The following is a 16,290-nucleotide window of genomic DNA, read 5'->3' as shown; positions in this document are numbered from 1 at the left end:
AAAGCGCCACGCAGTTTGGGTTTAGTCCGATTCTGCATCCTCAAAATGCCCATTTGCGGCCCTTGGTGGTCGGAAACTTTGTGCATGCCGGAAGCGAAAGTCTATATCTCGGGTCCTATTGTCGCTGACAGCAGTGAGGCGGGCAACGCGTACCCCTACTGCACGCTGGAAGATGTGACCAGGGAGCTGGAATACCAGAAGCCCTTCGACGCCGTGCGGGTCATCATCAACTCGCCCGGTGGGCGCGTGGATAAAGGCATGGCCATGTACGACTACCTGCGCAGCTTGCCCGGCGTGACCATCACCACCGAGGCCATCGGCCAGTGCAGCAGCATCGCCACGGCCGTGTTCCTGGCTGGCTCGGTGCGCATCGCCCACCAGCACACTGAGAGCCTGGTGCACCTGCCCATCGGCGGCATCAACGGGGCTACCGCTGAGCAGGCGCAGGCCTGGGCCGACGAGATGGCCCGCTGCGAGGCTGACCTGCTGGCTCTCTACGTGGCGCGCGCCGGCGTGGAGGAAGCCACCTTCCGCGAAGTGATGCGCGCCGCGACTACGCTCGTGGGCCAGGAGCTGATGGACTACGGCTTTGCCACCCAGATTCTGCAACCCGCCACCGCGCTGGCTCTCGTGCCTACCACTGCCACCACCCCGGCCCCGGCCGACCAAATGCCCGGTTGGGCCCATACCCTTATGTCTAAATTCAATCTGGGCCTGGCCGCGATGGCCTCGGCTCTCACCCTCGCCCGCAAGCCCGCCACCGCGCAGGCCCCCGAAACCGAAGCTGCCGTTGCCGGCGCGGTCACCACGACCGATGGCACTGGCCTGCATATCCACACTGGCGACAGCCGCACGGATTACCAGGTAGGCGACATGGTTTACACCGACGACACGATGGCTACGGAAGCCGCCGATGGGGATTACAGCCTCGACGACGGCAACACGATTACGGTAGCCGCCGGGGCCATCACGGTCATTATGCCCACCGACTCCATGGCTGCTGCCCCCACCGCTTCGGCCGATTCTGATGCGGCTATCGCCCAGTTGGTTAGCACCGTGACGGCGCTGGCTACTACCGTAGGCGGCCTGCAAACGCAGTTCGCCGCGCAGGCCAAAGTGGTTAACCGCGTAGCCGCCACCGCCGGCAGCCGTGCCGTACCGACCCGCGCCAACGCCGCCAACGATGAAGGCAAGGACGCCCCTGTGGACCCCGTGAAGGCCGCCGGCGATGCCCGCCGCGCCCGCCGTGAAGCCAAGTTCAAAAAGTAGCCCACCCGCTGCTCACACTCTCCCGCCTTTTTTCTGCCCTTTTTTATGCTCAGCAAATTAGCCTTCATCGGCCTGCTCGGGGCCATCGTGGTCCCGCCCCGCTACGCGGGCACCAGCATCATCGCCAATGCCGTGCAAGGCCAGGGCCTGCTGTATGGCCCCGAAAACTTTCGGGCGCTGATTCTGGAGCCCGTCCTCGAATCGCCCGACCTGACGCAGCTGCTCACCATCAGCGACGACATCAAGGCGAAGATGGACATCCTCTTCGCCAAGCGCTTCAAGAAGGTGACGCACCTCGACACCGGCTGCGGCACGGTGCCCCACACGCCCGGCATGGACGTGGAAAAGCTCACCTGGGACCCCGTAGCCCTGGAGGCCTGGATTGCCGAGTGCGGCAGCGACTTCGACGGCACCTTCATGGCCTGGGGTCTGGGCGTGGGCTACAAGCGCCTGGACTTGCAGGAGGCGGCCATCAAAATCCGTTCGGGCCTGGGGGAGAGCGACGAAACCACGCTCAACTACTGGAACGAGTTCGTGCAGGATATGATGGAGGCGGCTATCCGCGACGACATCTTCCGCATCGGCTATTTCGCCGACCCCGCCCTGACCGCCGGCCAGCTCACCGGCGGCGCGGCCGACCTGGTAAACTACAACCAGCTGCGGGGCCTGTGGCCCCAAATCATCGCGCTGGCCACGGTGTACCCCAAGGTGCGCGCCTACAGCATTGCCGCCAACCAAACGGCCGACCAGCAGCTGGCCCCGGGCGAGTCGCTTCAGATTTTCCAGAAGCTGATTCGCGGCGCTGACCGCCGGCTGCTGAGCGGCAAGTTCGGCGTACCCACCATTCAGTGCACGCAGTCGATTGCCGACAACTGGGCTGATTACCGCATGTCGAACGACAAGCTCGAAACCAGCTGGGAGCTACAGGTGACCGGCCTGGTGGGCCCCAAGTTTCTCAACGTGGTCATCGTGCCCGTGGCCGAATGGGATGACATCCTGATGGAGGATTTCGACATCGCCGGCAAAATCAACCTGCCCCACCGCGCGGTGCTCACCACCAACGCCAACATGCAGCTCGGCTTCGACTCCTACGACAAGGCCACGCAAGTGGAGTCGTGGTTCAACCGCGAGAGCAAGTTCACCCACATGCGCGGCAACTGGAAGATGGATGCCAAGGTGATGCGCCCCTTCCTCACCCGCGCTGCCTTCTAGGCCCGCACCTCCCCCAAGCAACCACTAGAGGCCCGGCCAACCGGCTGGGCCTTTTTTCTTCTCATCTTCTTTCTGCTACTGTTATGGCCCTTGATTGCGGTAAACTAAAACGCGGCATCGCCGCCGGCTGCGAGCCCGCTACCGGCGGGCTGCAAACAACTCTTGTGCAGCTGCGCAAGGCTGACATTGCCAGCTACGTGCGCAATGCGCTCAACCCGAAGCTGGTGACCATCACCATGAAGCAGGGCACCAAGGGCTACGTCTTCGAGGGCTTAGGCGAAAGCAACGTGGCGCGCGCCAAGATGACGCCCAGCAAATACGGTTCGCCCACCTACGCCCACGAGGTGGATATGGTGGCCTTCACCGCCGCCCCCGCCGACTACGCCACGGCCGAGGACCTGGCCAAGGACAAAACCGTGTCGGTGGTGCGCGACAACAACGGAAACATCCTGGTGTACGGCCTCAACGCCGGCCTCACGGCCACCAAGAACGACACCGACTCGGCCAATGCCGATACCGGTGGCGCGCCCGAAATCACGCTGGCCAGCACTAAGGAGAAGGGCCTGGCCGACTTCTTCGCCGTCATGACGCCCGACGGCCTGGTAGACCCCGTGGCTACGCTCGCCGCCTTCGAGGCGCTGTACGCTGCCTAGTGGCTGAGCTACTCGACCGGGCCCGGCAGCTGGTAGCTGCCGGGCCCTATTCGGCCCGCCCGGCCGAGGTGGCCAGCGTACACGCCGCCCTTTACCCCGGCCGGGATGCCGTGTGCCAGACCTGTCGCCATGAGCTGGGTACGGCCTATTTCGCCATCAAGCGCTGGGCTGACCAACAAGATTCTTCCTCCACCATTTTTTCCGACAACGTGAAAAAGTCCACTGTTACCGCGCGCTTCCACAGCGACCAGCTTATCTACACCCCCCACGGCCTGGGCGTGGCCTACTCCAACGCCAACCTGACCGATAAGGCCGCCCGCGACATCCTCAAGGCCGACCCGGATGCAGCCGCCCACTTTGCCGTGCTGCCCCCCGCCGCTACTGAAGGCGAGGATGAGCAGCCGCTGACGCCCGCCCAGGCCTCGGCTGAAAAGCAGGCTGAGAAAGCCGAGCATCCGGCCCCCGCCGCGCCCGCCGGCTTCGACTACGCCAAGTTAGCCGCCGCCCTGCTCGATGAATCGGAGCGCCGCCAGAACGAAGTAGATGCCGCTCATGAAAAGGCCTGGCTTGATGCCGCTCAGCAGCACGCTCCGGCCGACAACGCCACGCCCAGCCTGACGGCCAGCGCCGGCGGTGCTGAAGCGCCGGCAACGGAAGCGGTAGTGGAAACGCAGACGCTGACCAACGGCGTGGAAGTGACTACTGGCCACCTGGAAGTGATTGACGAGCACGACGAGCAGCCCGTGCGCCTTTCGCGCATGAACAAGGAGCAGCTGCTCGACACCTACCGCGTGGAGCTGCGCCTGGAGCCAGCCGCCGGCCTGACCAACGACCAGCTGCGCGACGCCATCGCGGAGCACCGCGCCAGCCTGCAAGACCCCGAATAGTTTCCGCCTGCCCCGTGAAAATCACGGGGCGGGTCATTATTCCACTTGATTTTCTGAATAAGAAATGGAAGAGCAAATCATTGAAACTAAGCAATTGCGCGTGGATTTGGACGCGATTATCCAGCGTGTAAAAGCGCTGCCAGCTAATCGCCCAATCTCTCTGGTGCGCACTAAGCTGGACGAAGCCGTGATGTGGCTGGGCCAGAACCTGAAGGAGTTGGGCACGCCTTATCCCTACCCAAACAGCCGCGACACCAGCAATACAACTATTGACCCGACTGCTGACGGTCTCAAGTTTTAAGTAGCCTTTCCCCGTGACCGTTTTCCGCCAGCAAATCACCGCCCTGGAGCCCGCCCCCAAACGCCGCGTCGTCGATACCCGCGACTACGTGCGTTGGGGCGTGGATGACCAGCGCCCCCAGCAGCTGCTGGCCCTGCTGGCGAACTCGGGCACGGGGAAAGTTTGCGCTACCACCAAGGCCAAATTCATCGAGGGCAACGGCCTGAAGGATATCGACTTCTACCAGGCTCTCATCAACCCGCGCGGCCAGACCATGGACGCGCTGCTCAAGCTGCTGGCCGACCGCGAAAGCAAGCTCAGCGGTCACGCGCTGCTCATCAATCTCAACCTGCTGGGCAATCCTTATTCCGTTTACCACCTGGCGGCCGAGAGCGTGCGGCTGGGCATCCCGCTCGACGATGGCACGATAGATTACGTTTTTCAGCTGCACCCCAAGGTGCCGGGCAGCAAGGCCAAAGCCGCCAAGCCTACCCTGCACCTGGTGTTCGACCCCAGGGAGCCGGCTGAGCAGCGGGCTGAGCGCCTGGCCTCGTGGCCCGGTGGGCCCGAAGCCTACCCGGGGGAGGTGTACTGCTCCTGGCTCGACGAGGCCGGCTACTACCCCGAACAGGTGTACGAGCCGGTCGAGGTCGATATGGAAACCGAGGCCCGCCTGAAGCGCAGCCGGCGCACTGATATCAAAAGCGGCTACTCCGATAAAACCGTCATCACCGAGTACGGCAGCAGTAGCCCCACGCTGGAAGTAATGGCCGCCAACGCCCTGAAGTATGGCGGTTTCGTCGGCGAAGATGGGGACCGCATTATGCTGCTCTACGCTGACAGCAAAGACCTTACACCGGATATCAAAACCATCTCGGCACCCGACGCCAGCAAGCGGTACGCCACCGATGGCGAGGCGCTGAAGGCGGATATCCGGGCCGTGTTCCAGATTCCGAGCCTGCTCTACGGCGAGGCCACGGCCGGCAAGCTGGGCAGTAGCCAGGAGATGGAGGATGCCACGCTCTACGTGCAGAACATGGTGGTCAACACCAACCAGCGCAGTATCGAGCGCACGTTAACGGCCGTGTTTGCCACCTTTCAACGGCCCGACCAGCCCGACGTACCCCTGTGCCCGTCGGACGATTACTCGATTGAGAACCTGAGTTTGGCCGCGGTGGCTGAGGTGGCGGAAGAAAGCGAGGCCCAGCAGGTATTGAAGGCCATTAACTCGCTCTCCCCGCTGGTAGCCAACAACGTGCTAGGGGCTATGAGCCAGAAGCAAAAACTATCGCTCATCGGCTTGCTCGTCGATGGCGCACCGGACACCTCTTCTACTACCGATGGAAACGCTACTCCTTAATAAGAGCGACTTCGCCGACTTCGCCGACCTGGCCGAGTCGCTCGACATCGACCGGCTGCGGCCGCACATCCTGGCCGCCCAGCGTCAGCGCCTGCGGCCGCTGCTGCCGGATGGGCTGACCAACGAGCTGCTGCGCCTGGTAGCGGCCGAGCGCGCTGCCGACCTGGCCAGCCCCGCGCCGCTGGCATTCCCCTGGAGCACGCTGCGCACCAAGGCCGTGGCCGTGGTGGCCAGCGCCGCGATGGCGCGCTACATGCCGTTTGCCCAGCAGACGGCAGTTTCCAATGGCTTTGCCGTGAAAACCAGCCAGTACAGCCAGCCGGCCGATGGCCGCGACCTGGCCCGGCAAGCCAACATCTACGACGGGGAGGCCCTCAGCTACGAGGTGAGCCTAACCAAGTGGCTGCGGGCCAATGGCTCGGAGTTCGGCACCTTCTACCCGGTGGCCAGCCCCTGCTGCGGTGGCCCGGCGGCCGGCCGCGCGCCCTCTGTCGTGGTGCAGGGCATTCGCCGGCCCGATGAGAATTATCCCTCCTTTTATCGTCGCTAATCATGCTCACGTCAACCCTCCGCAACCTCCCTTTTCAGCGGCCCGCCGTGGGGTATTCTGCTACCGGCTCGCTCACCATCAAGCCCCTGGCAAAGCTGCCCGCGCCCGCCCGCGAAATGGTCGCCGCTGGCGGCCAAACCCTAACAACGGTGCCGTTCACCACGCGACCCTACACGCGCAAGGAGCTGGCCAGCGAAGAAAAAAGCCTGCGGCGGCAGCTGCGCATCGTGGAGCACCGCCTGCACCAAATCACCCAGGAACTCAACGCCTAAGCCGTGCCTGCCGCTCCACCCATTACTTACGACCCAGCACCCTGGTACGTGCACTGGCTGGAGACAATGCCGGTGAGCGTAGTCATTGTGCTCGGCATCCTGGCCTTCTTTGCCTGGCTGCTCAAAAAGCCGGTCGAGGAATTTGCCAGTAAGCTCTTCGACCAGCTCACCGACCGCCTCAAGCGCAGCAGCAAGGAGCCAGCCAGCGGGGCCGACCTGGTACGCAAGGCCAAGAAGGCCATTATTCTGGAGCAGGCGGCCGAGGCCTTGCGCGTGCGCGTCGACTGCGACCACGTGAGCGTGTACGGCTGTCAGAACGGCGAGTACCTGCGCTCAGGCGAAGGCATTGACAAGTTCGTGATGCAGGCCGAGGCGGTAGAGCAGGGCCTGCCCCGCTACATGGATACGGAGCGCATGGTATTCGCGCAGGACATTCCGCGCACCATTACGGCGCTCGAATTACAGCCCTACCTGCTGCTCTGGGCCGAGCGCTGCGACGATTGGAAGGTAAATAAAATGATGCAGGAGCGCGGCTACGATAGCTCGATTGCCGTGTTTGTGCGCCGGCCCATTAAGCCCGGAAGTCCGGAGATGGGCATCATCGGCATGTACGTGCTGAGTTGGCGCGACTGCGAAGTCTACCGGCCTGACCAGGCCAGTACGCTGCCCAAAAGCCACCAGGGCCCGACGCGGCTGCTCGACTCAGACATGGAACACCTGCTTCAGGAATACGCCAATAAGTTTAGCTACAGCATGTAATGAGACTGTCCGACTTTTTTAAGAGCACCTTCTGCGACGCCACCGGCACCCCTGACGGCAAGCTGCTCACCATTGCCGGCGTTGCCGCTATCGTGGTGGCGGCCTTTCCCATCGGCTGGGTATGGGGACGCTGGCCACCGGAGTACATCTGGAGCCCGACCCTGCTGTTTCTCGCCGCTGGCCTGGGCATCGATGCCTTTGTAACAAAGGCGAAAATCCTGGCTGATAGGCCGCCTGCCCCGGCCGCTGAGGTAACGGTCGAAACGGCCCAAAACGTCAACCTCGACGGCCAGTCCTGATTCTGTCACCATCCTTTTTTCTGCAACATGAAACACTTCCTTCTCCTGGCCGCCGGGCTGGCGCTGGCCAGCTGCGCCGCCCAGCGCCAGCTTACGCCGCTGCGCCCGTCCGCCACCGACGTGGTGAGCCTGCTCAACCAGGCACGGCCCACCAATGGCGGCCCGCCCTACGAGGCGCGCCCCAGCACCATTGCCCCGCCCCCCAGTTTCGACGCCCGCGGCAAAACCCCGGCCCAGTCCTACCGCAAACAGGGCCGCATTCTGCGGCGCTGGCAGCGGCAGTTTCAGCGCGCGGCCGCCCGCACCAAGGCTGCGCCGGCGGTGGTGCCCCGCAAGTGCAAAGGCTGCACGATTGTGTATGGCGACGCGACCGTAGCCAGCAAGAAAGCCACGGTCGCCGCCGGCGACGGCGCCGTAGCCAGTGTCGTGGAAAAGAAGGCGGGGCCAGCGGTGGTGGGCTCCGACAGCGTGAGCCAGAACACGGTGGGCACCGGCAACCTGGCGGCTACGAATGGGGACGGCAATACCACCAGCCAGACGAAAGCCGATGTGGAGCCGCCCGGTGTGGGGGCTACTATCGCCGCGGCCTTTGCCCAGCCGCTGGGTAAGGTGCTGGCCGTGGTAGTGCTTGGCGGGGTAATCGGGGGCGTTGTGTGGTGGCGTAAGAAAAGCCTCTTTTAGCCGTGGTTATCTCCATTATCCGCAAGCCGAGCGAGAAGGGCTGCACCCTTTCCGCCTGGTACGTCGATGGTGCCCCGTTCTGCGTGGGCATGGAAGATGTGGTGCGGGGGCAGGGCCAGCCGAAAATCTTCGGCCAGACGGCCATTCCCGCCGGCACCTACCAGGTGCACTTCTCGCTGAGCACCCGCTTCAAACGAGTGCTGCCCCTGCTCTCCGATATGCCCGGCAAGCAAACCTTCTTTGGGGGCCGACTAATCGGCCTATGCGGCATCCGCATTCACCCCGGCAACTACGCCACCGACACCGAGGGCTGCCTGCTGCCGGGCCTGGCCATTGCCGCAGGCGGCACCATGGTCACCAGTAGCCGCCTGGCATTCGACCGCCTGTTTCAGCGCATGCAAAACGCCATTACGGCCGGCGAGCCGATAACCCTCACTATCCGATGAATCACTTAACAGTTGATGCCGCCGGGCGGGCCTTCCTTACCAAGGAGGAAGGCGAAATCCTGCACACCTATAAAGACGCGGGCGGCGTGCTCACCATGGGCGTCGGCCACACCGGGCCCGACGTGTACCCGGCCAGCACCCTCACCCACGAGGCCAGCCAGCGCCTGCTCACCCAGGATTTGGCCCGCTTCGAAGCGGCCGTGCACCGCCTGGTGCGGGTGGCCCTCAACCAGTCGCAGTTCAATGCCCTGGTGTCATTTGCCTTCAACCTGGGTGCGGGCGCGCTGCAAAAGTCTTCCCTGCTGCGTCTCGTCAACGCCGGCAGTCAGGATGCCGCCGCCCTCACGGCCGCTTTCAAGCTTTGGCGCAATGTGAACGGCCAGCCTAACCGGGCAATTGAGGCCCGCCGTGGGCGCGAGGCTGCCCTTTTTCTGTCTCACTAACCTTTTTTTCTTTTTCTGCCATGAAGTACGTACCCCTCCTTATTCTAGTACTGGCGCTCATCGCCCTAGTGCTTTCGTTTGTTCAGCCTGGTAGCGGCTGGGGCTTCGCCAGTGGCGCAGGCGCCGTAGTAGCTGGCCTGTGGCTGGGCATCACGAAGTACCGCACGGGCAAATTCATTTCTGATAGTGCTGGCGGGCATTAGCATGGCCTGGCTCGCCTACCTGCTGCCCTTCACCTGGCTAGCTGCCTTCCTGCTGTGGAGGCGATTCACAGCCAGCGAAGTAAAGCTGAACGACCGCGACATCACGGCCAACGGTGCGGCTGATGACCTCAGAAAAGGCTACCACCAGCGGCGCGGCAACGTGCGCGCCCTGGTGGCGGGTGGTCTGGTGCTGGTGGCGGGCCTGCCACTGGCCCCGCGCGGCAGGCTGCCTTACCTGCTGGCCAGCGTGGGATTGCTGGCACTGCTGGCTGGCTACTTCGCCCGTTACTTCACCCCCTTGCTCAACCTGGCCCGCATCGCCGCCGGCCGCACCGACCTGAGCGAGTTCTACGCCAGCCCTGATTCTGCCTCGTGGCCTGACGCAGCGGCGTGGAAAGAGGCTAGGCACGGAAATAATCTGGCCAAATACGTGCAGCAGAGCTACGCCAACGACTATCTACGCCGCATGCTCACTCGCACCTGGTGGGCATGCCGAAGCATCTCGCTCGTGCTCTTTCTGGCTACCTGCTATCTAATAATTATACTACGCTGAGCGTGTCGTGCAATTTAATGTCCAAATAAAAAGCCCAGGCCTTGCGGTCTGGGCTTTTTCTATTTCTGCTTGCGGGCGCGCCAGTCCTGGCTACCCCCATCGTCTGCATCCGGGTCAGCCACATCGTCGCCAAAGTCCCGCTGCGCTTGCTCATCGTATTCGGCCTGCCGGCTCTCATCATACTCAGGGTCGGCACCCTGCTCAAATTCCGCGTCAACCACCTCATCATAGGTCGGCGACTCTTCCCATTCTTTCTGCGTACTCGTAGCCATAAGTAGAAATTAAAGTTTCTACTAAGATAACTAGCACTAATCAGGCTGGCAACTGGATTGTATTAACTTTTTTGCGTAGCCGGTCGCCAGCGCGCTGGTTGGCAGCGGGGTGCCAGTGACGCACCTCGCGCTTACTTTTTTCGTCGTGGCAGCTCTGGCACAGCAGCTGAAAGTTTGCCAGCTCATTGCCGCCCCCATACACCCTCGGAATAATGTGGTCAAGCGTGAGCAGCCGGTCGGCAGCCCCACAGGCGGCGCACCGCTGGGGCAGGCTGGCCCGAATCTTTTGGCGCCGGGCAGTTTTGGGCCGGCATGGCATCAGTCCTTCGTGAACCAGGTCTTGAATTGTGCGAAGGGCATCACCAGCGGCCCCACCCCTTCCTGCGCGTGGTCAAGCTCGATAGACACCTCGCCACTCTCCAGCACCGTGTAGCGCAGCTGGTAGCTCTGGCCCACCCGGAAGCCCGCGTAGCCATCCATGGCGTTAGCCCCGCCGAAGGTGCGGCGCTCAATTTTCTCTTGGTTTTCCATGTTAAAAGACACAGCGAGGGGCACAGTACCAAAAACGCCACTGTAAATACTTGATTTACAGTGGCGTTTGAAGTAATAGCGCTCCCTCCTGGGCTCGAACCAGGGACCCTCTGATTAACAGTCAGATGCTCTAACCGGCTGAGCTAAGGAAGCTTTTCTATCCCGAAACCGGCGCTTTCGGGCTGCAAAGATAGGAAGGCTATTTTTGATTACGCAAACTTTCTGTAAAAATTACTGCGCTTTTTACGCAAAAAACTTCTTAATTCGTGATTGTCAGCAAGCTACCGCTGAGGCTGGTGCTGTACTGGCGCAGCGAGCGGGCTGATGGGCCGCCCGTTACCTGGCCCTGAAGGCTGAACTGCGACGTGCAGCAGCTATCCCGGAAAAACAGGCGCGAGCTGCGGTCCAACGTGACGGTGGCGCAGGCGTTCAGGGGCTGGTAGGGGCAGTTGCGCTCGAAGGCCGAGTAGGTGGTGGCGTTCTGGCGCACCACGTAGATGCCCTTCACGCCCCCGCCATTGACGCCGCCGGGCATGATGGTCACCACGCCGTTATCGAAGCGCAGGGCGCGGTTCTGCTGGTCGAGCAGGTCGAGCTGCACGTTCACCGGCACGTTGGGAATAAGGGTAACGGTATCGGTATTGGAGTTGCAGGCGGCCAGCAGGCCCCCAGCCAATAGCCCAAAGTAGAGAATGCGCATGATGTAGAGCAGTAGAAAGCCTCCCAACGCACGAGAGCGCCCGGTAGTTTACCAGGCGCTCTCGGAACGCGTTTTACCGCTGTAAACTCTATTTCTTAAACAGCGAGTTGACGAACGTGTGCCGGTCGAACAGCTGCAAGTCGGTCATCTTCTCCCCCACCCCGATGTAGCGCACCGGAATGCTGAACTGGTCCGAAATGCCGATAACCACGCCGCCCTTAGCCGTGCCGTCGAGCTTGGTGATAGCCAGCGCCGACACCTCGGTGGCGCGGGTAAACTCCTTTGCCTGCAAAAAGGCGTTCTGGCCGGTGCTGCCGTCGAGCACCAGCAGCACTTCGTGCGGGGCCTCGGGAATCACCTTCTGCATCACGCGCTTGATTTTGCTGAGCTCGTTCATCAGGTTCACCTTGTTGTGCAGGCGGCCGGCGGTGTCGATAATAACCACATCGGCCCCCATCTCCACGCCCTTCAGCACGGCGTCGTAGGCCACGGCGGCGGGATCGGTATTCATGCCGTGCGAGATAACGGGCACGCCCACCCGCTGGCCCCACACAATAAGCTGCTCTACAGCGGCGGCCCGGAAGGTATCGGCCGCGCCGAGCACCACCTTCTTGCCCGCGCTGTGAAAGCGGTGCGCCAGCTTGCCGATGGTGGTGGTTTTGCCCACGCCATTCACGCCCACCACCATAATCACGAAGGGGTGCCCGGGGCTATCGGGCCGGTCGAGGATAGCGCGCGAGCCGGTGGTTTCCGTATTCGCATCGAGCAGGGCCACAATCTCTTCGCGCAAAATGCGGTCGAGCTCATTCGTGCTCACGTACTTGTCGCGAGCCACGCGCTTCTCAATGCGGTCGATAACCTTCACCGTGGTGTCGATGCCTACGTCGGCGTGCACGAGCAGGGTTTCGAGGTCGTCGAGCACGGCCTCGTCCACGGTGTTTTTGCCCACCACGGCCTTGCTGAGCTGGTCGAAGAAGTTGGTTTTGGTCTTCTGCAAGCCCTCGTCGAGCGCCTGCTGCTGCTCTTTGTTTTCCTTGTCTTTCTTAAAAAAGTCGAAGAGACCCATACTACCGGCAAAAAGGACGTCACGCGGAGCCTGACGAAAATGTATAACACGAAAAAAGTCCCACGAAGGTGGGACTTTTTTACTTCATCAGCGGCTGGGCAGCTTACTTGCTGCTGTTAGCCAATGCTTCCTGTACTTTGTCAACGGGTACCATTTCCTCCTTGAAGGTATAGGCACCAGTCTTTTCCGAGCGCACGGCGCGGATGATTTTCGCCCAGTCTTTGCCCGTGGCGGTTTTCAGCGTTGCTACTACTTTCTTAGCCATGACTCAGGTTATTTAATTTCCTTGTGAACAGTCATTTTACGCAGAATCGGGTTGAATTTCTTCAACTCGATGCGCTCGGGGGTGTTCTTGCGGTTCTTGGTGGTGATGTAGCGCGAGGTGCCCGGCATGCCCGAGGTCTTATGCTCGGTGCATTCCATGATAACCTGCACCCGGTTTCCTTTCTTGGCCATCGTGACGGGAGGGGGATTAATTTTTAATTTTAGGACTGCAAAGGTACGGCTTTTTTTGAAAAATCGCAAAGCCTTGTCGGCCTGCCTGCTGCACGCTAAAAAGGCGGTGTGCCAGGCACATCGTTTTTTTTAGTGGCAGTCCCGAAAAAAAATCCTTCCCTAAGCGAAAAGCGGCAACTAGTAGACGATGAAGCCCTGCTCCTTGGCCTTCTTCAAGGTGGCCATGATGCCATTCTTGTTGATGGTGCGGATAGTGGAGGCAGCTACTTTCAGCGTTACCCAAGCATCCTGCTCGGGGATGTAGAAGCGCTTTTTCTGCAAGTTGGGGTAGAACTTGCGCTTGGTTTTGTTGTTGGCGTGCGATACGTTGTTACCAACGCGGGTGCGCTTGCCGGTCAAATCACAAACTCGGGCCATGATATCGAAGGGTTAGATGATGCTATTCCGAAACGGGCCGCAAATATCGGCAATTTTCAGCCAAATACCAAATTGCGAAACAATTGAGAAGGAGGAATGAGGCATTTGGGAGAGCTCCCAACGGCCGTTTTGCCCGCCTCTTTATTGTGGCTTCGCCTTCTTATAGGGGCAGTGGCGGCAGCCGTTGCCGCAGCAAAAGCCCCGGCGGCGGTGGTACTGCGCGGTAAAAACGAGGTAGCCCTCGGGGGTATTGTAGAAGTCGCCGGCTTGCAGCGGCAGGGCGGCAAAGGCGGCGAGGCGGGGGTCAATGGCCATTGGATAGGGCGGCGATGCACTCGATTTCGACCAGCGCATCGAGCGGCAGCCGCGATACTTCCACGGTGGTGCGCGCCGGCCGGTGCGCGCCAAACACGTCGGCGTACACGGCATTCATGCGGGCAAAGTCGGCGAAATTCTTCAGGAAAACGGTGGTCTTCACAATATCAGCTAGGCCCAGGTTGCGGGCTGAGAGCACGGTGCGCAGGTTGGCGAGCACTTGGTGGGTTTGGGCTTCGATAGTGGTGGCTTCGATGCGCATGGTGGCGGGCACCAGCGGCGTCTGGCCCGAGCAAAATACCAGGCCGCCCGCCACAATGGCCTGGGCATAAGGGCCAACTGCCTGCGGGGCGTCGGGGTGGTGCAGCGTTTCCATAGGGCTAATAACTAAAGAGGAGCGGCAAAGGTAGAAGTAGCCACACCTGACCCAAACCCGCCGCCGCTTTGTTTGTAATTTTGAGTAGTTTAACTCCACTACTTCCTTACGCCCACCCCCTATGCTCGCCCCCACCCCTACTACCACCCGCGCCGCGGAGCTGATGCAGCTCGAAGACCAATACGGTGCCCACAATTACCATCCGCTGCCCGTGGTGCTGGAGCGCGGCCAGGGTACTTACCTATGGGATGTAGCTGGCAACCAGTATTTTGACTTTCTGTCGGCCTACTCGGCCGTGAATCAGGGGCATTGCCACCCGCGCATTATCGGGGCGCTGACTGAGCAGGCGCAGAAGCTGACGCTCACCTCGCGGGCATTTTTCAACGACCGGCTGGGCGCGGCCGAGAAGCAGATTTGCGAGCTGTTTGGCTACGACAAAGCTTTGTTGATGAACTCGGGAGCCGAGGCCGTGGAAACGGCCCTCAAGCTGGCCCGCAAGTGGGGCTACCAGGAGAAGGGCATTGCGCCCAATATGGCGCGCATTGTGGTGGCCGAGCACAACTTTCACGGGCGCACCACGGGCATTATCTCCTTTAGTACCGACCCCGACAGCACGGGTGGCTTCGGCCCCTACGTGCCTGGCTACCAGGTAGTTCCATATAATGACATTCCGGCTTTGGAAGCTGCGTTGCAGGACCCGCACGTCTGCGCTTTTATGGTGGAGCCTATTCAGGGCGAGGCCGGTGTGATGGTGCCAGCCATCGGGTATCTGGCGCAGGCGGCGGCGGCCTGCCGCCAGCACAACGTGCTGTTTGTGGCCGACGAAATTCAGACCGGGCTGGGCCGCACTGGCAAGATGCTGGCCTGCGACCACGAGGCCGTGCATCCTGACGTGCTTATTTTGGGCAAGGCTTTGAGCGGCGGTGTGCTCCCGGTGTCTGCCGTACTGGCCGATGATGCCATTATGCTGACTATTAAGCCCGGCCAACACGGCTCTACGTTTGGTGGCAACCCACTGGCCTGTGCCGTAATGCAGGCTGCACTAGACGTGCTAATTGACGAGAACCTGGCTGAAAATGCTTCTCGGCTAGGCATTATTTTTCGGGCCGAAATGAAAAAATTACAGGCCCAGCGGCCTGAGCTTATCGAGTTGGTGCGCGGCAAGGGCTTGCTTAACGCCGTGGTTATCAAGCCCGCCGCCGATGGCCGCACCGCTTGGGACGTGTGCGTAATGCTTATGGAGCGTGGCCTGCTGGCCAAGCCCACTCACGGCGACATCATCCGGTTTGCGCCGCCGCTGGTCATTACTGAAAGCGAATTGCGCGAGGCCTGCGTGCTTATTGCCGACGTTATTCGGGCTTTCTGAGTATAAGGCGTTATGAGAAGAATCGTATTCCTGGTGCCGGCGCTGCTGCTGGCGGGCTGCCGCGGCGAGCAAGTAGTATTCCAGTTTCAGCAGGCCCCGGCTACGTCGGTGGCTATGGCTCCTGAGATACCTGTAACTACCTCAGCTACAGCGTTCCCCGCCCCAACCGAAACGGTAGCGCCGGCCACGGTAGCAGCTTCACCAAAACCCACCAGGCAACTGCGCCCACACCGCTTAGCAGATGCTATTAACACATTGCCCACTAAGGCGTTATCTACTTTATCTGTACCTACGCAGGCCAGCCGGCAGCTGAGCCAGCACCTGCGGCGGCGGCACGCCACCGAGGGCGCGGCTGAAAACGGGCTGGGCCGGGTGGCGCTGTTTTTTATTGGCGTGATACTCGGCGTGCTCGCCGGCCTGGCAGCGCTGGTGAACCTGATTTTCAGCGTGGGCTTTTTCACGGCGCTGGGCTACACGGCGGCGGGGCTGGTGGTGCTGTTCTTGCTCTATTCGCTGCTGAGCGGTGGGAAAAAGACCAGTACTAAACCGGCCAAGTAGTGCGTGAGCAGGCAAAACAACTTCTCTATGCGCGCATTTTTTTGGCTGTGAGTGATACTAGCGGCCAGTTGGGTAGCCGGCTGCCGTAGCGAGCGGCCAGCGGCCTACTTTGCGCCTGGCGCGACGCTGGCAGCCCCCGTTTGGCAAGCGCCAGCGCTGGTGGCCGCGCCTCTGCTGGCTGAGGTGGCTCCGGCATCTCCCCGCTTGCGCGGCCGCTAGGGCCTGCTACCGCATATCAATAAGAGGCTATCCGAATAGGGAAAAATCAGTTGTATTTTAGGGGTATGGCTACAGTTCAAGAATTTCGCATTTCGGACACGCTTTGGGCGCGGTTGTCCCCTCATTTGCCCGTCCACGTGCCCAAGG

The 16,290-nt window shown here is 61.4% G+C and carries 27 protein-coding genes and 1 tRNA gene; 17 read left to right on the top strand and 11 right to left on the bottom strand.

The genetic code is table 11. The annotated features are described in order from the left end of the window. Positions 1-84: 84 nt before the first annotated feature. The 15 genes from QMK33_RS19715 to QMK33_RS19645 all read left to right on the top strand — a co-directional run bounded on the left by QMK33_RS19715 (position 85) and on the right by QMK33_RS19645 (position 9,867). Entirely contained in the window at positions 85-1,269 is a 1,185-nt protein-coding gene (locus QMK33_RS19715; RefSeq protein ID WP_283566340.1) for an ATP-dependent Clp protease proteolytic subunit, read from the top strand. A 45-nt stretch (positions 1,270-1,314) separates the two neighbouring features. Then, on the top strand, positions 1,315-2,481 hold the full coding sequence (locus QMK33_RS19710; protein ID WP_283566339.1) for a hypothetical protein: 1,167 nt from the start codon (positions 1,315-1,317) through the stop codon (positions 2,479-2,481). 83 nt (positions 2,482-2,564) lie between these two features. Next, entirely contained in the window at positions 2,565-3,134 is a 570-nt protein-coding gene (locus QMK33_RS19705; protein WP_283566338.1) for a hypothetical protein, read from the top strand. Further along, on the top strand, positions 3,134-4,021 hold the full coding sequence (locus tag QMK33_RS19700) for a hypothetical protein (RefSeq protein WP_283566337.1): 888 nt from the start codon (positions 3,134-3,136) through the stop codon (positions 4,019-4,021). Before QMK33_RS19705 ends, QMK33_RS19700 begins: the two co-directional genes overlap by 1 nt. Before the next feature lie 64 nt (positions 4,022-4,085). Further along, a complete protein-coding gene (locus QMK33_RS19695) occupies positions 4,086-4,322 on the top strand; it encodes a hypothetical protein (protein WP_283566336.1) in 237 nt (78 codons plus the stop codon). A 13-nt stretch (positions 4,323-4,335) separates the two neighbouring features. After that, entirely contained in the window at positions 4,336-5,661 is a 1,326-nt protein-coding gene (locus QMK33_RS19690; protein ID WP_283566335.1) for a hypothetical protein, read from the top strand. Then, positions 5,642-6,211: a DUF6712 family protein gene (locus tag QMK33_RS19685; protein WP_283566334.1), complete on the top strand. Its 570-nt coding sequence runs from the start codon at positions 5,642-5,644 to the stop codon at positions 6,209-6,211. The genes QMK33_RS19690 and QMK33_RS19685 overlap by 20 nt, the downstream gene beginning before the upstream one ends. Before the next feature lie 2 nt (positions 6,212-6,213). Next, positions 6,214-6,483, top strand: coding sequence for a hypothetical protein (locus QMK33_RS19680; protein ID WP_283566333.1), 270 nt, complete (start codon positions 6,214-6,216; stop codon positions 6,481-6,483). A gap of 3 nt (positions 6,484-6,486) precedes the next feature. Next, positions 6,487-7,242 (top strand): hypothetical protein, encoded by a 756-nt coding sequence (locus QMK33_RS19675; protein ID WP_283566332.1) that lies wholly within the window; start codon positions 6,487-6,489, stop codon positions 7,240-7,242. Then, positions 7,242-7,541: a hypothetical protein gene (locus QMK33_RS19670; protein WP_283566331.1), complete on the top strand. Its 300-nt coding sequence runs from the start codon at positions 7,242-7,244 to the stop codon at positions 7,539-7,541. The genes QMK33_RS19675 and QMK33_RS19670 overlap by 1 nt, the downstream gene beginning before the upstream one ends. A 27-nt stretch (positions 7,542-7,568) precedes the next feature. After that, positions 7,569-8,222, top strand: a complete 654-nt coding sequence (locus tag QMK33_RS19665) for a hypothetical protein (RefSeq protein ID WP_283566330.1) — start codon at positions 7,569-7,571, stop codon at positions 8,220-8,222. A 2-nt stretch (positions 8,223-8,224) separates the two neighbouring features. After that, positions 8,225-8,668, top strand: a complete 444-nt coding sequence (locus QMK33_RS19660; protein WP_283566329.1) for a DUF5675 family protein — start codon at positions 8,225-8,227, stop codon at positions 8,666-8,668. After that, positions 8,665-9,111, top strand: coding sequence for a lysozyme (locus QMK33_RS19655; RefSeq protein ID WP_283566328.1), 447 nt, complete (start codon positions 8,665-8,667; stop codon positions 9,109-9,111). The genes QMK33_RS19660 and QMK33_RS19655 overlap by 4 nt, the downstream gene beginning before the upstream one ends. Before the next feature lie 20 nt (positions 9,112-9,131). Next, entirely contained in the window at positions 9,132-9,314 is a 183-nt protein-coding gene (locus tag QMK33_RS19650; RefSeq protein WP_283566327.1) for a hypothetical protein, read from the top strand. Beyond that, positions 9,298-9,867, top strand: a complete 570-nt coding sequence (locus QMK33_RS19645; protein WP_283566326.1) for a hypothetical protein — start codon at positions 9,298-9,300, stop codon at positions 9,865-9,867. The genes QMK33_RS19650 and QMK33_RS19645 overlap by 17 nt, the downstream gene beginning before the upstream one ends. Positions 9,868-9,926: 59 nt before the next feature. Here QMK33_RS19645 and QMK33_RS19640 read toward each other — a convergent pair whose 3' ends face one another. From QMK33_RS19640 to QMK33_RS19595, 11 genes are all read right to left on the bottom strand, one after another. Further along, positions 9,927-10,139, bottom strand: a complete 213-nt coding sequence (locus QMK33_RS19640; RefSeq protein ID WP_283566325.1) for a hypothetical protein — start codon at positions 10,137-10,139, stop codon at positions 9,927-9,929. A 40-nt stretch (positions 10,140-10,179) separates the two neighbouring features. Further along, positions 10,180-10,458: an HNH endonuclease gene (locus QMK33_RS23670; RefSeq protein ID WP_502867080.1), complete on the bottom strand. Its 279-nt coding sequence runs from the start codon at positions 10,456-10,458 to the stop codon at positions 10,180-10,182. After that, complete coding sequence (locus QMK33_RS19635) at positions 10,458-10,670, bottom strand: hypothetical protein (RefSeq protein WP_283566324.1); 213 nt, start codon at positions 10,668-10,670, stop codon at positions 10,458-10,460. The genes QMK33_RS23670 and QMK33_RS19635 overlap by 1 nt, the downstream gene beginning before the upstream one ends. A gap of 79 nt (positions 10,671-10,749) precedes the next feature. Beyond that, positions 10,750-10,823: transfer RNA gene (locus tag QMK33_RS19630), tRNA-Asn, on the bottom strand. 106 nt (positions 10,824-10,929) lie between these two features. After that, positions 10,930-11,370 carry a hypothetical protein gene (locus QMK33_RS19625; protein WP_283566323.1) on the bottom strand — a complete coding sequence of 147 codons (441 nt, stop codon included), beginning with the start codon at positions 11,368-11,370 and terminating at the stop codon, positions 10,930-10,932. Positions 11,371-11,458: 88 nt separating this feature from the next. Further along, positions 11,459-12,436, bottom strand: a complete 978-nt coding sequence (ftsY, locus tag QMK33_RS19620) for a signal recognition particle-docking protein FtsY (protein WP_283566322.1) — start codon at positions 12,434-12,436, stop codon at positions 11,459-11,461. 103 nt (positions 12,437-12,539) lie between these two features. Continuing rightward, the gene (locus tag QMK33_RS19615; protein ID WP_283566321.1) at positions 12,540-12,701 is read right to left on the bottom strand and encodes a DUF4295 domain-containing protein; all 162 of its coding nucleotides are present in this window, start codon (positions 12,699-12,701) and stop codon (positions 12,540-12,542) included. An 8-nt stretch (positions 12,702-12,709) separates the two neighbouring features. Further along, entirely contained in the window at positions 12,710-12,892 is a 183-nt protein-coding gene (rpmG, locus tag QMK33_RS19610) for a 50S ribosomal protein L33 (RefSeq protein ID WP_068339666.1), read from the bottom strand. 177 nt (positions 12,893-13,069) lie between these two features. Continuing rightward, a complete protein-coding gene (rpmB, locus tag QMK33_RS19605; protein WP_068339669.1) occupies positions 13,070-13,309 on the bottom strand; it encodes a 50S ribosomal protein L28 in 240 nt (79 codons plus the stop codon). 141 nt (positions 13,310-13,450) lie between these two features. Further along, positions 13,451-13,624, bottom strand: coding sequence for a C1orf53 family protein (locus QMK33_RS19600; protein ID WP_283566320.1), 174 nt, complete (start codon positions 13,622-13,624; stop codon positions 13,451-13,453). Beyond that, positions 13,614-14,000 (bottom strand): Rid family detoxifying hydrolase, encoded by a 387-nt coding sequence (locus QMK33_RS19595; protein WP_283566319.1) that lies wholly within the window; start codon positions 13,998-14,000, stop codon positions 13,614-13,616. Before QMK33_RS19595 ends, QMK33_RS19600 begins: the two co-directional genes overlap by 11 nt. Positions 14,001-14,121: 121 nt before the next feature. On the opposite strand from QMK33_RS19595, the gene rocD reads away from it, so the two are divergent. Then, the gene (rocD, locus tag QMK33_RS19590) at positions 14,122-15,366 is read left to right on the top strand and encodes an ornithine--oxo-acid transaminase (protein WP_283566318.1); all 1,245 of its coding nucleotides are present in this window, start codon (positions 14,122-14,124) and stop codon (positions 15,364-15,366) included. 12 nt (positions 15,367-15,378) lie between these two features. Continuing rightward, positions 15,379-15,924 carry a hypothetical protein gene (locus tag QMK33_RS19585; RefSeq protein ID WP_283566317.1) on the top strand — a complete coding sequence of 182 codons (546 nt, stop codon included), beginning with the start codon at positions 15,379-15,381 and terminating at the stop codon, positions 15,922-15,924. The last annotated feature ends 366 nt before the right edge of the window (positions 15,925-16,290 follow it).

The organism is Hymenobacter sp. H14-R3 (assembly GCF_030063445.1).
Classification (GTDB): domain Bacteria; phylum Bacteroidota; class Bacteroidia; order Cytophagales; family Hymenobacteraceae; genus Hymenobacter.
Note: the sequence above shows the minus strand (reverse complement) of the source record. Positions and strands in the feature narration are given on the sequence as shown.

Bases quoted from the DNA above. Each gene is read 5' to 3' on its own strand.
- QMK33_RS19715 (WP_283566340.1), top strand. From the start codon at position 85: ATGCCGGAAGCGAAAGTCTATATCTCGGGTCCTATTGTCGCTGACAGC.
- QMK33_RS19710 (WP_283566339.1), top strand. From the start codon at position 1,315: ATGCTCAGCAAATTAGCCTTCATCGGCCTGCTCGGGGCCATCGTGGTC.
- QMK33_RS19705 (WP_283566338.1), top strand. From the start codon at position 2,565: ATGGCCCTTGATTGCGGTAAACTAAAACGCGGCATCGCCGCCGGCTGC.
- QMK33_RS19695 (WP_283566336.1), top strand. From the start codon at position 4,086: ATGGAAGAGCAAATCATTGAAACTAAGCAATTGCGCGTGGATTTGGAC.
- QMK33_RS19685 (WP_283566334.1), top strand. From the start codon at position 5,642: ATGGAAACGCTACTCCTTAATAAGAGCGACTTCGCCGACTTCGCCGAC.
- QMK33_RS19680 (WP_283566333.1), top strand. From the start codon at position 6,214: ATGCTCACGTCAACCCTCCGCAACCTCCCTTTTCAGCGGCCCGCCGTG.
- QMK33_RS19670 (WP_283566331.1), top strand. From the start codon at position 7,242: ATGAGACTGTCCGACTTTTTTAAGAGCACCTTCTGCGACGCCACCGGC.
- QMK33_RS19665 (WP_283566330.1), top strand. From the start codon at position 7,569: ATGAAACACTTCCTTCTCCTGGCCGCCGGGCTGGCGCTGGCCAGCTGC.
- QMK33_RS19655 (WP_283566328.1), top strand. From the start codon at position 8,665: ATGAATCACTTAACAGTTGATGCCGCCGGGCGGGCCTTCCTTACCAAG.
- QMK33_RS19650 (WP_283566327.1), top strand. From the start codon at position 9,132: ATGAAGTACGTACCCCTCCTTATTCTAGTACTGGCGCTCATCGCCCTA.
- QMK33_RS19640 (WP_283566325.1), bottom strand. From the start codon at position 10,139: ATGGCTACGAGTACGCAGAAAGAATGGGAAGAGTCGCCGACCTATGAT.
- QMK33_RS23670 (WP_502867080.1), bottom strand. From the start codon at position 10,458: ATGCCATGCCGGCCCAAAACTGCCCGGCGCCAAAAGATTCGGGCCAGC.
- QMK33_RS19635 (WP_283566324.1), bottom strand. From the start codon at position 10,670: ATGGAAAACCAAGAGAAAATTGAGCGCCGCACCTTCGGCGGGGCTAAC.
- QMK33_RS19625 (WP_283566323.1), bottom strand. From the start codon at position 11,370: ATGCGCATTCTCTACTTTGGGCTATTGGCTGGGGGCCTGCTGGCCGCC.
- ftsY (WP_283566322.1), bottom strand. From the start codon at position 12,436: ATGGGTCTCTTCGACTTTTTTAAGAAAGACAAGGAAAACAAAGAGCAG.
- QMK33_RS19615 (WP_283566321.1), bottom strand. From the start codon at position 12,701: ATGGCTAAGAAAGTAGTAGCAACGCTGAAAACCGCCACGGGCAAAGAC.
- rpmG (WP_068339666.1), bottom strand. From the start codon at position 12,892: ATGGCCAAGAAAGGAAACCGGGTGCAGGTTATCATGGAATGCACCGAG.
- rpmB (WP_068339669.1), bottom strand. From the start codon at position 13,309: ATGGCCCGAGTTTGTGATTTGACCGGCAAGCGCACCCGCGTTGGTAAC.
- QMK33_RS19600 (WP_283566320.1), bottom strand. From the start codon at position 13,624: ATGGCCATTGACCCCCGCCTCGCCGCCTTTGCCGCCCTGCCGCTGCAA.
- QMK33_RS19595 (WP_283566319.1), bottom strand. From the start codon at position 14,000: ATGGAAACGCTGCACCACCCCGACGCCCCGCAGGCAGTTGGCCCTTAT.
- rocD (WP_283566318.1), top strand. From the start codon at position 14,122: ATGCTCGCCCCCACCCCTACTACCACCCGCGCCGCGGAGCTGATGCAG.
- QMK33_RS19585 (WP_283566317.1), top strand. From the start codon at position 15,379: ATGAGAAGAATCGTATTCCTGGTGCCGGCGCTGCTGCTGGCGGGCTGC.